Origin of the sequence: Streptomyces sp. NPDC002209, from assembly GCF_042890265.1 — a bacterium.
In the GTDB taxonomy this organism is placed as follows: Bacteria; Actinomycetota; Actinomycetes; order Streptomycetales; family Streptomycetaceae; genus Streptomyces.
This window is the reverse complement of sequence record NZ_JBIARX010000005.1, coordinates 263,316-278,200: the sequence shown is the minus strand read 5'-3', so window position 1 is coordinate 278,200 and position 14,885 is coordinate 263,316. Positions and strand designations below refer to the sequence as shown.

The window sequence follows — 14,885 nt, the reverse complement described above, 5'->3', positions numbered from 1 at the left end:
GCACATGGAACGCACTCCGGAGAAATTCCTGTCCGCCGCGCAGATCACCGTCGTCATCGCCACCCAGCTCCGCCCCGAACGCCTGCCCTACCTGCAGGAGATGCACGCCAGCCTCACCCAGCAGACCGTGCCCTGGGAGGCAGTCCTCGTCCTCGACGGCGCCGACCCCGCCCTGGTACCTGCCCCAATCACCGCCGACCCCCGGGTCCGGATCCTCGCCCTGCCCCGGCCGGTCGGCGCCGCCTGCGCCCGCAACCTCGGCCTGACCGAGGTCCGCACCGAATTCGTGAACTGGGCCGACGACGATGACATCTTCCCCAACTGGAGCCTGGGCGTACGCCTGGAGACCTTCACCGACGAGCTCGGGTGGGTCGCCGGATACAGCGAGGACTGGCTGCCCGACGGCTCCCGCCGTCTGTGGGAATGCCCGGCCCCGCCCGGCTACCACGCCGCCGGCGACGTGGTGACGTACTGGCCCCGGCCGCAGGACACCATCCCCGTCGGGCCGACGACCATCCTGGCCCGCACCCGCCTGGTCCGCGCGGCCGGCGGCATGGGCGGCCTCGTCCAGGGCGAGGACTACATGGCGGCCGTCGGCGTCACCGCGCTGGCCCCCGGCGTGCTGCTCCCGCTGCCCGTCTACCGGTACCGCAAGCACGACGGTCAGATGACCCGCGGCGAGCAGTACGAGGAGCTGGAGCTGGCCGCCCGCCGCCATGCCCACGCGTTCGGGCACGGCCTGCGCAACGCCCTCACCAGCCGGACGTGAGCATGGACGACCGTACGACGCCCCGTTCCAGGGGCCAGGCACAGATCATCCTCGCCGTCAGCCCGGCCGACGGCCTGGTCGCCGTCCCCGTGGGCGAGCAGTACCCCTGGGCCAACACCGCACTTCAGCTCACGCCCGGATTCGAGCGGCGCCCCGACGGCACGTACGCCCTGCGCGACGTGGACACCGCCGCACCCATCCTGCGCGCCCTCGCAGATACCACACGCCGGCACCGCGTCCACCTCTTCGGCGGCCCCCGCACCTACCTCGGCGACTATGCCGCCGCGCTCGCCGACTGCCTGCCCGGGCAGTGGACGGTGAAGGTCGAGGTCTACTCGCACCCGGTGTGGCAGGAAGACCTCGTCCCCCTGCTGTGGGACGCAGGCGAACTCATCGACTGCGTGGAGCACATCCGCATCCCGTACGCCGCCCAGCTCACCAACGGCGCAGGCATCGAACTCCTCCTGGCCGAAAGGCCCGGCAGCACCGACCAGTACCTGCTCGGCTCCTTCGCCAGCGCCACCTTCGACGACAACTACGCCGACCCGCACGCCCCCACCTCGATCGTGCTGCCCTCCGACGCGGCCCATGCCGCCGGCCTGGTCACCGGCACGTTCCTGCCGGCGTACGAACAGGCTGTCCACGAACGACTGCTGGCCGCCATCGAAGCGGCACACGGAAGGCTCGAGGAACTCCACACGGCATGGACGGCGATCCAGCACTCCGGCCGCAACAGCGACGGCACCCGCCTGGACCCGGCCACGCTCGGACACACCCAGCAGCAGTACCTCGAAGAAGGCTCCGTGGAGTGGCGCCGACTGCGCCCCCACGCCGCTGCGCTCCTCTCCCGCGTGCGCCCTGTGGCGGGCGCCGAGGACTCCGCCTCCCTAGATCGGCTCCACCAGCTCCTTCACCCGGACGTGGCGGAACCCTCATGGCCAGCGGCGCCGTCCTCGCCCCCAGCCCTGCAGCCCAGCACAGCCGAGATCCTCCGCCGGTGGCGGACCGGCGCGCCGGCCCTACTGCGCCAGGCACACGCCACTCGCCCCGTCGGCCCTGCTTCCACGGTCCGGCCCGCGCTTCCCACGGCCGGCGCAGCCGCGCCCGCCCTCCCCGGTGACCGGGTCGGGCGAGCGCCCCGCAGCCGATGACCTGCCCCGACCATCAGGACGCCCCATGCAACCGCAGTTCCATTTCGGGCTGCACGCCGAGCACGGTGTGGTCGCCCGTCCCAGCACAGCCATCACTTCCCACCTCGCGGCCTGGTACCTGGAGCGCGAGCAGTTCGAACCCGTGCCGGGCCAATCGGATCTGTTCCGGCTGACCCAGCCCGATCACGACCTGCGGCGCCGCGCCCGGCAGACCGTCCATGACCTCCGCCGACGTGGGTTCACCGTGCAAGCGGACCTCTCCCTCGATCCAGCCGAAACCGCCTCTCCGAGCGCCCCGACTCGGGGGAACTCCGCGGCCGAGCGACTGGCTCGCATCGCCCGGGCCGCCTCCGCACGACCTCCGCAGCACCGCGTCAATGCTCCCCAGGTTGCGTCCGTGCCCGTACCCGCCCTCGGCACCCACTCCTCGGCTGCCAGACGAACACGGTGACCGCGAAGGGCCCCACCCCGGCCTGACCTCACGCCGCACCGACACCCCACCGCTTTCCCGCTACCACCGAAAGGAGATCCGCCTTGCCCGAAACACCAGCAGAGCCGTTCCTGACGATCCGGCACACCATCACCGGCGAGATCACCACCACCGGCTACAACGCCGCCGCCCGGCGGATCCTGCTCCAGGACGGCTTCGAAGAGACGCCCGACTGCGCCTGCCGAGCGGCGGAGCCCGGTACGGAGCGGACACCCGGGCCTGCTCGGCAGCCAGCGAGCTACCCGTCGCCGGCCATCCCCTGCACCTGTACCGAGCCCCCGATCGGCCGGTGAGCGCCGACGTACGCCCCGGTTGGCCCGGTCGCCGATGTCAGCACATTCCGTGATCCGCTCCGAGAGCGGCCAACCTCTCCAGCACATCGCCAGCCCCGCCCGCACCCGCACCTGTTGAAGGGAGCCCGTTTTGAGCACACCCGTACCGCCTACGAGTCCAGCGCGGACCAAGGGCGGCGAACTACGGGCCAAGGTGGCCCGACTGCTGGCCGACCGGCCGGCGGACACGCTCACCATCGGGGACATGGCCCGGCAGCTGGGCCACTCCCACGGCGCCGTCCGCAACGCCGCCCTCACCCTGGTGCGACGCGGCGAGGCCGACCAAAGCGGCACCGGGCAACCGGAGTTCCGCGCGAACGCGAAGACCGCCGCAGCCGCGCAGGCCGCTGTGATCAGCCCACCGGGCACCCACGCTCCCCGCGCCCAGGCGGCCACGGCCCGCACGGCCGCTCCCGCGGCAGCCGCGCCCAGGCAGACCGGCCCGATCCGCCGCGCGGGGGGCCAGCTCTACCACCCCCGGGAGCTGGCCGATCTGCCCGACGTCGAGGCGTTGAATCGCTTGCGTGACGCCGACGTGCCGGTGCTGCTCTACGGCCCTCCGGGCACCGGCAAGACGAGTCTGGTCGAGGCGGCGTTCCCGGATCTGCTCACCGTCGCCGGGGACGGCGACACCACGGTCGGCGACCTGATCGGCGAGTACACGCAGGCCGACGGCGGAGGCTACGTCTTCCAGTACGGTCCGTTGGTCACCGCGATGACCGAGGGCCGTGCCCTGCTGATCGACGATGCCACCTTGATCTCGCCGAAGGTCCTGGCGGCGCTGTATCCCGCGATGGACGGGCGCAGGCAGATCCAGGTCAAGGCCCACAAGGGCGAGACCATCAAGGCCGAGCCGGGCTTCTACGTGGTGGCGGGCCACAACCCCGGCGTCCACGGCGCCGTTCTGACGGAGGCGCTGTCGTCCCGGTTCAGCGTGCAGATCCAGATCGGCACGGACTATGACCTCGCCCTGGCCTTGAAGATCGATGCCCGGGTAGTCCGGGTCGCCCGACACCTCGCCCGCCAGGTCGAACTCGGTGAGCTGGGCTGGGCCCCCCAGTTGCGGGAACTGCTCAGCTACCAGAAGACCGAGGCCGTCCTCGGCACCCAAGCCGCGCTCGCGAACCTGGTCGGCATCGCTCCTCTGGAAGATCGCGACGCCGTCGCCGACGCCGTCATCAAGGCTGTCGGCGTCACCAAGATCGCGCCCCTCACCCTCGGCAAGCAGCTCCCCGCCTCAGCCGTCCGAAAGCCTCCGGGCAGCACCGTCTCCGCGCACCGGGGCCGCTCGCGATGAGCGCCCACCACCACGTCCAGTCCCCCGCCACCACGCCGGACCACGACGCCGACCTCGCACGATGGGACGACGACGGCGCCCCGCCCGCGCAACCCCGTTCCTCCCCGGACGCGTGGCTGCGCGTGGGAGCCGAACTCGGCGACCGGCTGGTCGCCCTCTCCGGCCGCCAGGACCTCCTCGTTACCTGCCGCCCCGGCACGCGCAGCGGCGCACCGGCCGCGTTCTACCCCACGTTGGGCGAGGTCGAGTTCGACGCCGGCCTGTTCGGCCCGCTCCAGCCCCACGAGATCCATCCGCGGATCGTGGGCGACGAGGAGCGGTATCCCGCCGCCTGGGGAGTGTTCGTCCACGAGGCCGCGCACGCGGCCCACTCCGTCTGGACACCGCCTGCCGGAGCGGACCCCCGTGTCGTCGAGGCCGCGTTCCTGCTGGAGGAGAGCCGCGTCGAAGGCGCACACCTGACCAGGCGGCCCACGGACCGCACGTACCTGCGCACCAGTGCCCGCACCCTGGTCATGCCCGACATAGCCCACCCCACCCTCCAGGGCATCGAGCACGCCGCATCCGTGGCGGCCCTGATCCTCGGCCGCCGTGACGTCGGCATCCTGGACGCCGGCGAGACCCGGGCCGTCGCCGATCTGTGCGAAAAGGTGCTGGGCGCAGACCTGCTGGCCACGCTCACCCGCATCTGGACCGCAGCCCACCAGTGCGCCGACCACGACGTCCCGACCATGCTCGGGCACGCCCAGGAGTGGTGTGACGCTCTGGACGTCGCCGCTCCCGCCCTGCCCGTGCCGGAGAACCTCACCGATCTGCTGTCCGGCGCCGTGGGGGTCGTCATGGACAGCACGGCCGCCACCGACGCCGCCGACCTCGCAGCACAGGCAGCAGCGAACAACGCCATGGCCGCGCAGTCCAAGGCGCACGCTCAAGACCGCGCCCAGCGGGCCGGTCAGCGACGCCAAGCCGCCGCCACCGCCAAGTCGGTCTTCAACGCCCGTGGCACCACCATCGCTCCCGACGGCACACCTGCGCCCTACGGCAACCCGGTCACCGGCACCCGCCGGCCCACCGCCGCCGAGCAGAGTGCCGCCGCGCGCCTGAGCCGTGCCCTGCGTGCCGCCGCCTACCGCGAGCGGACCGAGGAGCGGACCACCAGCCCCACTCCGCCCGGCCGCCTCAACATGCGCGCGGCCCTCGCCCGTGACGCTCAGCGCGCGGCCGGGTCGGTCCCCACCGCGGAACCGTTCACCCACACCCGCCGCCGGAACTCCCCCACCCCACCGCTGCGTGTGGGTATCGCCGTCGACGTCTCCGGCTCCATGCGTGCCGCCTGCGCGCCCGTCGCGTCCGCTGCCTGGATCGTGGCACGCGCAGCCGCCCTGACCGACCCCGACTCCCTTACCGCCACCATCGCCTATGACAGGCACCTGACCGCATTGACCCGACCCACCCACCGGGCACCAGAGCGCGTGACGACGTTCGATGCCAACGGCGGCCACCACAACCTCGGCGACGCCATCGACGCACTCGACCACGGCCTCGAACTCAGCCGCCCCGGCACCGGCCGCCTCCTCGTGATCGTCACCGACGCCCGGTACGGCAGCGACGAAACCGCTCAAGCCGTCACCCGCGTCAACCAGCTCACGACCGCCGGCTGCGCCGTACTCCAGCTCACCCTCACCGCGGGGTCCCACCACTTGCCGGGGACCACCTTGCTGCACCTGCCCCAGCCCTCCAGCGCTCCCGCCGCCATCGCCGCGGCGGCCACAGACGCCATCCGCAGGACACGCTGAGACGACGCAGAACGCGGAAGCGTCCCCGAGACCACCACCAAGCACTCCAGACCACCTCCGTCCGCCGCATGAATCGTGCACCTGATGCACGACCCTCCGCAGCGACGCAGGCCACCACCCCAACCGCCAACGAAAGGCACTCGATTTGAAGCCCCAGACCAGCAGCCCGACCTCGAACATAACGCCCATCAAACGGAATTCCCCGGGGGTCCCCACGTCCTTTGAGATCGTCCACAGCTGTGGACACACCAGCACCCGTGATCTGTCCGATCGTTCGGCGGACCAGCGCGCTGGATACGCCCGATGGCTCGCCGCCCGGCAGTGCACCGATTGCTGGCGAGCCGATCACCAGGCTGATGCCGCCAGTACGGCCGAGTGGCTTGCCGCCAAGCGGGCAGACGAACAGGCCACCGCCGCCAACTGGGCAACCCAGTTCGACATGCCGCCCCTGGAGGGGCCGGAAAAGATCCTGGGATGGGGCGAGCGGACCCGCCACCAGCTGGTGACCCGCGCGTACACCGCGCTGGTCACCGAAGGGACCTGGGACGAAGCCGACTGGGCCCAGCTGGAGGAGCAGGTCCGGCTGCTGACGAGGGCCGGGTGGTGGGTCGACCAGCGCGAGGCCGAAGGGAGCGATCTTCCCGAGCTGCTGGAGGCCGCCGACGACCGCGACCGGCCCACGGAGAACCCGTTCCGGTAGCCGCGCGGCGCGCAATATAGCGGCGAAGTCCCGGTTTCGGAAACCGGGGATTCTCCGGACCCTTTGTCTTCCACCGCCGCCCAGCGTCTTCGTGGAAGGACCGCCGTGCCCGAGACCAGCCCCGTGTATTTGCCGCCCGACCCGCTCACCCCGGAGCGGGACATCACCCACCGGCACTTCCGTCCCGGCGAGCACGTCGTGATCCTCAAGGGTGCCGCCGGCGGGGAGCTGTGGGGCGACGCGATGAAGGTCGTGGCCCCCTCCTGGCACACCCCGACCAACGAGGACGGGTGGCGGCTGCTCGACCCCAACGGCGGCGACCGCTCCTACGTCACGGCCCACCCCCGCTACCTGGTGCACCTGTCCAAGCGGTGCCCGGAGTGCCTGATGCACCAGAAGGCGCTGCGGGAGTACCTGGTCAAGCGCCTCGGGGACGGCGAGGAGGTCGTGGATTGCAGCTGGTACTCCCTGACCGCCCTCAACCAGCTCGTCCACGTCGCCGACGCCCGCCCCGGGCGCTGACCACGGCCATACCGCCACCCCGAACGCGCGGGCCTTCTGCCATCCCCTCGAAATGCAATCCCGAGCGAGATCATGATCATTGCAATCCACTCCCGTGCCGTCACGGCCGATGAGGCCCTCGCCGAGGCACTCGGCCGGGAGATCAGCGTGGCCGAGGGCCTGACCACCGAGCCCGGTGGCACTGTGGTGGCCCACTCGACCCGGCTGGACCACTACACCGACGAGGATGAGACCTGGAGTTCGGCGACGTGGGCCGACCATCTCGCCGACCCGTCCCTGGAGTACCCGCTGGCCTCCGGGCTCGACGGCGATCGGCGCGCAATATTCCACGTCACCGCGCACATGCATCCGCTGGACCGGGAGCTGAACCACGCCGAGTGGTCCGAGATCGGATACCGGATCGCCCGTATCGCCGGTATCGCGCCGCCCGGAGACGACCGGGCATGCCAGTGGATCGCCGTCCAGGCCCAGCCCGGCCGCCTGGACGTGATCGCCAACCTCATCCGCCTCGACGGCACCTGGAGTGCCCAGCCCCGACGCCTCCTGCAGACCCTGGTCGCCGAGGCACGGAACATCGAGGACGACCTCCTCCTGCACTCCAGCCACCGGCAGGAACCCGCACGCCAGGACCCGGCGCCCGGCCTGGAGCACGCCGTCTCCCCGCGGGTGCCGACCGCGACCGGCCCGCTCGCGGGAATCCTGCGGCAGCTCGCCGCCGAGCAGTCCGGCCCGATCGCCGCGGTGCGACAGCTCGTGGAAGAGGTCGGCCGACAAGCCGCCTCGCTGCCCGGCGACCAAACCGACGCCGCCGCACGGGACTTGTTCTGGGCAGCCCGCCGCCTGTACGGGCTGCAGGAGCAACTGGGTGAAATCGCCTCCCGACTCCAGCCTCCCGTGCCTCCGGCCGCTCTCGCTCCGGCCCGGCCGGTACAGGCGCCCGCCGCAGCGCGGGTGGCGGCCCGGTGAACAAGCCGGCCACCCCGCGCAAGGCATCGCCCGTCACGGTTGCCCGGGACATCGACACCGGCCGGATCATCGCCCGCGGCGGTGACGGGCTGGCCCACGGCATCCTGGAACGCACCTTCTTCCTCCGTGAAGTTCACGGCGCGACCTGGCACCGGATGTCGCCGCCCGTTCTGCCGGCGGACCAGGCCGCAGTGGCCCAGCTCGCCGTCGCCCGGCTCCAAGCCGCGGGGTACCAAGTCGAAGCCGACGCCGAGTGCGCGACGGCGACGACACAAGACCGCTACGTGACGGACGGCCGGTCGATTGCCAACCTCGCCGCCGCCATCCGCGACTCGGCCAGCCCGGCAGAAGTGTCCGACCGGCTGGAGGAGGTGACCGCCGCACACGACGGCATCCTCGCCTCCCTGGACCAGCTCCTCCACTCCCTTGCAGCCGTGTACGACGGCCTCGGCGGACCTGCGGACCGGCACGTCGCGGCCCGGATGCGCTACCTGGCCGAGCACCGGCTCGGTCCCATCACCGCCGACCTGCTGCACACCCGCGCAGAACTCGCCGACCGCACCACGGCCACCTCGGCCCGGCCGGGTACAGCCCTCCCCGCTGCCGCCCCGCCGGCCTCACCCGCGCATACCGCCTCCGGACGGACCCGATGACCCCTGCCCCAAGTTCGAGGAGCCCATGCCCGCCCCCCGCACCCTGCCCGACGACGACGGCCGCGACGTGGAGTTGTTCGCCACCATCCTCTCCGAGGAACTGCCCGGAACCTGGAAAGTGCACCACCACCAACACCGGCAGCACGAAGAGCAGTTCATGCATGCCGAGGAGGTCTGGGACCTCAACGAAGTGGCCGCCGCCCTCGCCGAGTACGTCCTGGGTGCAGATGCCCACCTCATCCGCGACGACGGCACCCGCCTGTACGTCACCCTCCATCCCCGGCACGAGGAGGAGTTCCTCGTGGCCGCCATGGCTCCGTCCGGCGCCGCCCCGGAGGCGTTCGCCGGGGTCCGCGAACCCGACGGGATCGCCGTGCCTGCCGACCCCGAGCGCGCCGCCCGCGCCGTCACCGCCGACCTGCTGCCCCGCTACGACATCGCGCTCGCCCAGGTCCGGCATAACGCGATGAACCCCCCGCAGCCCCTCCCGGCCCCCGGTGCTCAGCCGCAGCAGGTGGTGATGACCTGGCTCGAGGACGGTTCCCTCGCGGCCGTCACCATCGCCCGGCCCGCAGCCGAAGCCCTGGTCTCCGAAGGATTCGCGTGGAACACCGCAGCAAGCGCGTACGTGCTCTCCGGGGACGACACCCGCGCCCAGGCCCACGCCGTCCAGGCGGCCGGCGCCCGCCTCGCACGTCTCGGCTTCGCGACCGTGCTGCGTGCCGTCGCCCGCCCCGCCGCGGAGGCCGCGCTGCCCACTCCGCCGCCCGGCGCCCGGACCACCGCCCGCGCCCGGTGACCCATACCCTCCGGCACCGTCCCACCCGCGCCCAGCCAACCGCCGACATCACCGCCAACCGGCCACGCGTCCCACCGCTCAACGCCGCCAGCCGCCCGCGGCTCGCCCGTTTCCTGCTGCGCCGCTACCTGCGCGCCGCCGTCGTCAAGGCCGCAGGTCCCGACCGGCCTCGCCTCGCGCCTCCGCCGCGCACCGCACCTCCGTCCACCTCCATCCACCGCCACACCCTCTGACCACCATCGGGGGTACGGCACAGCCCCCTGGACCGCCCATGACCCCACCCGCCGCCACGCTCACCGACAGCATCACCCGCCAGCTGGACCAGCTCTCCGCACACCTGTCCCAGGCCGGGCCCCAGCAGGCCGCACAAATCCTCCAGCAGGTCCTGGACGCCGAGAACGGCATCCTCGGCAGGCTGACAGCCCTGGTCGGCACCGGCACCTACGTCACCAAGCACCACGCCCAGACCGGCACGTTCCCCGCGGAGATGTGGCTGGCGCTGGGGCGTACCGCCAACACCCTGCACGACCTCGCCCTCGACCTGGACGAACACCAGGAAGTGTTCGAGGAGATCGCCTCGCGCCGCTCCCTGACCACGTCCTCACCGGCCTCCACGCAGGCCACCGCCCTGGTGGCGCGGGGGAGGCACCGGTGAGCAAGAGACAGCAGTGGACCGGCTGGGGCCAGGCCCAGCAGGCGCAGCAGCACTACCTGGTCGAGCCCCGCTACCTGGCCGGCGGCGGAGACCTGCGCCACGTCGGCGAGTTCCTGCGCGCGTCGGGGTGGAAGGACATCGCCCGCAGTTCCGGCACGATGCTCACCTTCGACTCGCCCGACCAGATGGTGCGCGTGGCCTATCAGCCGCCGGGCGGATGGCAGGTCCACGGTGCCGCGCACGGGCATCAGCCGGCCTGGCAGGTCACCCTGACCCCGCAGACCCCGGTGGAGATCGTGGCGGGCCTGACCGATGCTCTGACCAAGCCGCGCTCGGCGCACGCCCCGAACGTGTGGGCGCCGCTCACCGAGAAGTCGTGGAGCGTGCAGCAGGACGACTACTACGTCGCCCAGAGCCCCGACCGGCACGCCGTCGTGCAGTACGTCCAACCCGGCGGTGACGGCGGCCAGAACCACTGGTGGGTCGGCGCCCGCAACGAGCACGGACCCGTGTGGAACGCGCAGGCCACCGCGAGCACGCCGCTGCACCTGGTGCAGTCCCTGACCACGGCCCTGGCCGACCCGGAGCCGGTGATGCGCCCGCTCGGGCACGTCCCGCTCAGCAACCGGATCCGTGTCACCTCCGTGTCCGTCATGCCCGACCAGCTCGGCGCCTGGCAGCAGGCCCGCATCTCCGCCGCCCGCGCCGCAGCCTGGAGCCGCAACTGGGTCTCCTCCCGCGCCCGCACCGGCGCCAAGGCGTCCGGCTACGCGAGGACTCGATGAATCGCCCGGCTCCCGCCTCGCCCCCTCCCACGCACTGGGCCCGCCGTTCACCACGCCTCACGACGTCTTCGCGGTCACGGCCCGGCACCCCAGCGCCGCTGAACCGCCCTCATTTCCCTGGAGCTTTCGATGACTGACGGACACACCACCCGGCTGACCGCCGAGGACATCCGTGCCTCCGCACACACCCTGCACCTCCTGACCGCCTACCTGCGGACCGGCCCGCACGTGACCGAGGCGCTCTCCTTGATCGCGGCGCTCGTTGACGCGGACACCGGCACCGCGGTCCGCCTCGGCGAAGCCCTGCGCGGCATCGCCCGCTACCTCGCCCAGGAGACCACCGTCCCTCGCACCGACACCGTCGAGGCGACCCTGGGCGAATACATCGAGGCCGCATCCGTTCTGCAGGACCTGCGCCTGCTCGACCTCACCCTTGACCCCCTGCGCACCGCGCCCGTCCGTACGAGCCCCGCTGAGACGGCCCCGTGGCAGTAAGCCCCGCCCAGCGTGCCTCGTACGCCAACGACCACCACACGAAGATCCCTTTCGAGACGGCCCCCCGCCACCTCGCGGGGCCCGGTGACCCCCGCCACGTCACCCACGCCCTGCTCGCCGTCGGATGGACCCTCACCTCCGCCCCCGGCGACCCCCGGATCGCGCTTACCGGTCCCGACGGGGCCCGGCACCACATGGTGATCGACCCGTTCGCCTCCGGCTCCTGGTGGCGGATCCACTCCGTCGACTGGACGTGGAACGCCTCCTTCGGCCGGATGGTCCCGGCGGAGATCATCGCCGGATTCACCGACCGCCTCCTCGGCGGCCCGCGCCGAGACGACACCGGACCGTGGGAGCACATGCAGAAGGCGGGCTGGAGCGTAGACCTCCGCCCGGACGGAACCGGCGACGCCCTCTCGCCCGACCCGAGGCTGCCGATCCGGGCCGAACTGCGCCCCATCTTCAACGACTCACCCGACCACCTCGCGTGGCGCGTCGAGGCCAAGCCCGAGCACAGCGGCCCCCCGATCTGGCAGATCTGGATCAGCGGCCCGGTCCCGGACCACCTCATAGCCGGCCTGGCCGAACAGCTCGTCTCCACTGCCCCCGTCCTGCGCGGCATGCACGACCTCGACCACTACGCCGCCCGGCAGGAGGACAGCCCTCTCACCCCGGAGCAGGCGGTCGAAGCCCACTTCTCCCGCATCGACGCCGCCCGGGCCCGGGCCCGCACCCAGCGCCGCACCCGCCTCACCACCAGCCTGCCGGCACCGGCCGCCGCCCCGGCAAGCCCGGCACCCTCCCGCGCATCCCGCCCGTGAACCTCGAAGAGACCCGCCTGTGCCCCAACCCGTCCCCTCCGGCAGCGCCGCCGTACCCGGCCACCAGGAGATAGCCGGCCGTCTTGCCTCTTTCCTGCGCACGGCGGATACGGCGCTCGACACCTGGGACCTCTACTCCGACGAGCACACCGACCTCGACGGCTGGCCATTCGACCCGGAAGCCTACGACGGCCGCAAGGCCGAGCGGGACCGTGCAGTGTGGACAGCGTTCAGCCCCCTCCGCGAGGAGGCCAGCGTCCTCCTCGACGCCGCCGAAGCCCATCTCGGCCGGGTCCCCGTCTCCTCCGTTCAGCAGCGATGGGCCTGGCAGCTGGGCCAACTGCGCGACGCGCTCGACCGGATCGAAGCCACAAGGACGGAGTACCGAAAGCTCCTCACGGCCCATCCCCATGCGAGCGCTGAAGCTCGGCACGCCGCAGTCGACGCGCGCAACGCGGAGGCATGGAACGCCCTGTACAGCTGGTCGGTCCACGGCCGCGCCGTCCTGGAGATTCACACCGCCTCCGTGCGCGCCGCCGGCCCCCGGGTCGCCGCCACCCCGCCGCCTGCTCCGCCAGCCACCGCCGGTCACACGACCCGCCGTTGAAGCAACCCTCTCTTCCCTTGCGCCTTGGAGTTCGCTTGTCCCACCGTCCGCTTGTCCTGGTCGTCGCCCCGGGTGACGACATCTACCGCGGTTACTGCCTGCGCCAGGTGGCCGACGCCTACGACGTCGCCGCCATCACCACAGGCTCCCTTACCTGGGAATCACCCCACGTCGTCGACCACGAGATCGTCGGCGACTTCGATGACGAGGCCGCTCTCCTCGCCGCCGGACAGGCGCTCGCCGCACGCCGGCCGATCGCGGGCGTGGTGACCTGGGCCGAGGCCCACCTGACCGCAGTGGCCCGGCTGGCCGAGCACCTCGGGCTGGCCACCACCAGCGTGGAGTCGGTGCGGACCTGCCGGGACAAGGCCGCCAGCCGCGCCGCGTTCGCCCTCCACGGCGTACCGTCCGCCCAGTCCCTGGCCGCCACGTCCCTGGAGGAGGCCCTGGGCGCGGCGAGCACCATCGGCTATCCGGTCGTCGTCAAGCCCGCCTCGGTCGGTGGCAGCATCGGCGTCATCAAGGCCGAGGCCCAGGAAGACCTCGCCGACGCGTACGCCTTCGCCACCCGCGGCGTCCAGGTCCACGGCGGAGACAACACCGTCGTCCTGGTCGAGGAGTACCTGTCCGGCGAGGAAGTCAGCGTCGAGTGCGTCACGTTCCAGGGCGTGACCACCGCGGTGGCGGTGACCCGCAAGGAGCTCGGGGCCGAGCCGCTGTTCGAGGAGACCGGCCGCACCCTCACCGCTGGCGACCCGCTGCTGTCCACCGTCGCGCCCATCGCCGCCGCAAGTGTGAAGGCCACCGGCACCGTAAACGGCATCCAGCACGTGGAGCTGCGACTTACCTCCACCGGGCCGCGCGTGATCGAGGTCAACGGCCGGATCGGCGGGGACTGGATCGGCTGGGCGGTCTGGCGGGCCACCGGCCTGTCGCTGCCGCGGATCGCCGCCGACCTCGCCGTCGGCTGGGAGCCCGACCTCACCCCCACCCGGCAGCAGGCCGTCGCCATCAAGGTCCTCTACGCTCCCGCCTCCGGAACCCTGGCCCAGCGGGCCATCGCCAACGGCTTCGCTGAGACCGCCGGGTGGGTGCACGGCCCGGCCTGGCTGTTCGAGGAAGGCGACGAGGTCCTCCTGCCGCCCGAGGGCGACCTCGACTCCGCGCGGGTCGGCCTGTTCGCCACCCGCGCCGACACCCTCGAACTCGCCGTCGCACGCCGTACGGTTACCGCGAACCACATCGCCCTCTCCGTCACGGACGGCGCACAGCGGTGAGCGGGGCCGAGAAGCCGCCGGTGCTGGCCCAGGTCGCTCCGCGCTACCTGGCCGGCGGCGGGGATCCGCGGTGGGTGACCGCCCCGCTGCAGCAGGCTTTCGGCTGGCAGCCGGCCCACATCCCCCTCAGCCCGGTCGTACGGCTCACCCGCCGCGACCGCCAGGCCGAACTGCTGCTGTCACCGGACCCGGACGAGCACTGGTGGACCCTGCACCACACCGGGAGCAGCACCGAGAAGGCGTGGACCATGCGCTTCGGCGCCCGCACCCCGGCCGAGATCGTCGCCGCGGCCACCGACGCCCTCACCCTGCGTCCGGCCGACAGCCCCGCCGATCCGATGCAGGTCCTGGAGCACGCCGGGTGGAAGCACTCCGTCCTGGACCACCAGATCTCCTCCCCGGACGGATTCGTCACCGTCTCCCGGCACCCGCTCGGCGCGCTGCACATCGAGGTCACGGCCCACGACGGCCCCTGGGCGTCCGAGCCCACCGACCGTCCGGCCTGGCGGGCGTACTTCTCCGACCACACCCCGCCCCACCTGTCCGCCGCCGTCCTCGCCGGCCTGGTCTCCACCGAGCCGCTGCTGCGTGACGAGAAGGCAATGGCACCCTTCCTGCGGTACAGCGTCCGTATCGCCCGCGAACGCGTTCCCGCCCATCAGGCCGAGTCCGCCCTGTGGGACCGGGTCGACCGTCTCGCCGCCCACCGCACCGGCACGCCGCTGCCGCCACAGCCGCCCGGCGGGTCGCTGCCCCGCCGCACCCGCTGA

At 72.4% G+C, this 14,885-nt stretch carries 19 protein-coding genes; 18 read left to right on the top strand and 1 reads right to left on the bottom strand.

Annotation, left to right across the window (positions count from 1 at the left end; translation table 11 throughout):
* The first annotated feature begins 4 nt into the window (after nt 1–4).
* Nucleotides 5–769, top strand: coding sequence for a glycosyltransferase family 2 protein (locus ACFYXK_RS12885; protein ID WP_389411173.1), 765 nt, complete (start codon nt 5–7; stop codon nt 767–769).
* The gene (locus ACFYXK_RS12880; RefSeq protein WP_389411172.1) at nt 766–1,920 is read left to right on the top strand and encodes a hypothetical protein; all 1,155 of its coding nucleotides are present in this window, start codon (nt 766–768) and stop codon (nt 1,918–1,920) included. The genes ACFYXK_RS12885 and ACFYXK_RS12880 overlap by 4 nt, the downstream gene beginning before the upstream one ends.
* Nucleotides 1,921–1,933: 13 nt before the next feature.
* Here the strand turns inward: ACFYXK_RS12880 and ACFYXK_RS12875 are convergent, their stop codons facing one another.
* Entirely contained in the window at nt 1,934–2,170 is a 237-nt protein-coding gene (locus tag ACFYXK_RS12875; protein WP_389411171.1) for a hypothetical protein, read from the bottom strand.
* Between the two features lie 311 nt (nt 2,171–2,481).
* On the opposite strand from ACFYXK_RS12875, the gene ACFYXK_RS12870 reads away from it, so the two are divergent.
* From ACFYXK_RS12870 to ACFYXK_RS12795, 16 genes are all read left to right on the top strand, one after another.
* Entirely contained in the window at nt 2,482–2,703 is a 222-nt protein-coding gene (locus ACFYXK_RS12870; RefSeq protein ID WP_389411337.1) for a hypothetical protein, read from the top strand.
* A gap of 193 nt (nt 2,704–2,896) precedes the next feature.
* Nucleotides 2,897–4,039, top strand: a complete 1,143-nt coding sequence (locus ACFYXK_RS12865; RefSeq protein WP_389411336.1) for an AAA family ATPase — start codon at nt 2,897–2,899, stop codon at nt 4,037–4,039.
* Nucleotides 4,036–5,835: a hypothetical protein gene (locus ACFYXK_RS12860; protein ID WP_389411170.1), complete on the top strand. Its 1,800-nt coding sequence runs from the start codon at nt 4,036–4,038 to the stop codon at nt 5,833–5,835. Before ACFYXK_RS12865 ends, ACFYXK_RS12860 begins: the two co-directional genes overlap by 4 nt.
* A gap of 439 nt (nt 5,836–6,274) precedes the next feature.
* Nucleotides 6,275–6,535: a hypothetical protein gene (locus ACFYXK_RS12855; RefSeq protein WP_350325246.1), complete on the top strand. Its 261-nt coding sequence runs from the start codon at nt 6,275–6,277 to the stop codon at nt 6,533–6,535.
* Between the two features lie 105 nt (nt 6,536–6,640).
* A complete protein-coding gene (locus ACFYXK_RS12850) occupies nt 6,641–7,057 on the top strand; it encodes a hypothetical protein (RefSeq protein WP_389411169.1) in 417 nt (138 codons plus the stop codon).
* Nucleotides 7,058–7,129: 72 nt separating this feature from the next.
* Nucleotides 7,130–8,023 carry a relaxase/mobilization nuclease gene (locus tag ACFYXK_RS12845; protein ID WP_389411168.1) on the top strand — a complete coding sequence of 298 codons (894 nt, stop codon included), beginning with the start codon at nt 7,130–7,132 and terminating at the stop codon, nt 8,021–8,023.
* Entirely contained in the window at nt 8,020–8,676 is a 657-nt protein-coding gene (locus ACFYXK_RS12840; RefSeq protein ID WP_389411167.1) for a hypothetical protein, read from the top strand. The genes ACFYXK_RS12845 and ACFYXK_RS12840 overlap by 4 nt, the downstream gene beginning before the upstream one ends.
* Before the next feature lie 25 nt (nt 8,677–8,701).
* Nucleotides 8,702–9,475 carry a hypothetical protein gene (locus ACFYXK_RS12835; protein ID WP_389411166.1) on the top strand — a complete coding sequence of 258 codons (774 nt, stop codon included), beginning with the start codon at nt 8,702–8,704 and terminating at the stop codon, nt 9,473–9,475.
* On the top strand, nt 9,472–9,708 hold the full coding sequence (locus ACFYXK_RS12830; protein ID WP_389411165.1) for a hypothetical protein: 237 nt from the start codon (nt 9,472–9,474) through the stop codon (nt 9,706–9,708). Before ACFYXK_RS12835 ends, ACFYXK_RS12830 begins: the two co-directional genes overlap by 4 nt.
* Nucleotides 9,709–9,746: 38 nt before the next feature.
* Complete coding sequence (locus tag ACFYXK_RS12825; protein ID WP_389411164.1) at nt 9,747–10,130, top strand: hypothetical protein; 384 nt, start codon at nt 9,747–9,749, stop codon at nt 10,128–10,130.
* Nucleotides 10,127–10,915, top strand: a complete 789-nt coding sequence (locus ACFYXK_RS12820; protein WP_389411163.1) for a DUF317 domain-containing protein — start codon at nt 10,127–10,129, stop codon at nt 10,913–10,915. The genes ACFYXK_RS12825 and ACFYXK_RS12820 overlap by 4 nt, the downstream gene beginning before the upstream one ends.
* A 129-nt stretch (nt 10,916–11,044) precedes the next feature.
* Nucleotides 11,045–11,410 (top strand): hypothetical protein, encoded by a 366-nt coding sequence (locus tag ACFYXK_RS12815; protein WP_389411162.1) that lies wholly within the window; start codon nt 11,045–11,047, stop codon nt 11,408–11,410.
* Complete coding sequence (locus ACFYXK_RS12810; protein ID WP_389411161.1) at nt 11,401–12,231, top strand: DUF317 domain-containing protein; 831 nt, start codon at nt 11,401–11,403, stop codon at nt 12,229–12,231. Before ACFYXK_RS12815 ends, ACFYXK_RS12810 begins: the two co-directional genes overlap by 10 nt.
* Before the next feature lie 19 nt (nt 12,232–12,250).
* Complete coding sequence (locus ACFYXK_RS12805) at nt 12,251–12,838, top strand: hypothetical protein (protein ID WP_389411160.1); 588 nt, start codon at nt 12,251–12,253, stop codon at nt 12,836–12,838.
* A gap of 35 nt (nt 12,839–12,873) precedes the next feature.
* Nucleotides 12,874–14,115 (top strand): acetyl-CoA carboxylase biotin carboxylase subunit family protein, encoded by a 1,242-nt coding sequence (locus ACFYXK_RS12800; protein WP_389411159.1) that lies wholly within the window; start codon nt 12,874–12,876, stop codon nt 14,113–14,115.
* The gene (locus tag ACFYXK_RS12795; RefSeq protein ID WP_389411158.1) at nt 14,112–14,885 is read left to right on the top strand and encodes a DUF317 domain-containing protein; all 774 of its coding nucleotides are present in this window, start codon (nt 14,112–14,114) and stop codon (nt 14,883–14,885) included. The genes ACFYXK_RS12800 and ACFYXK_RS12795 overlap by 4 nt, the downstream gene beginning before the upstream one ends.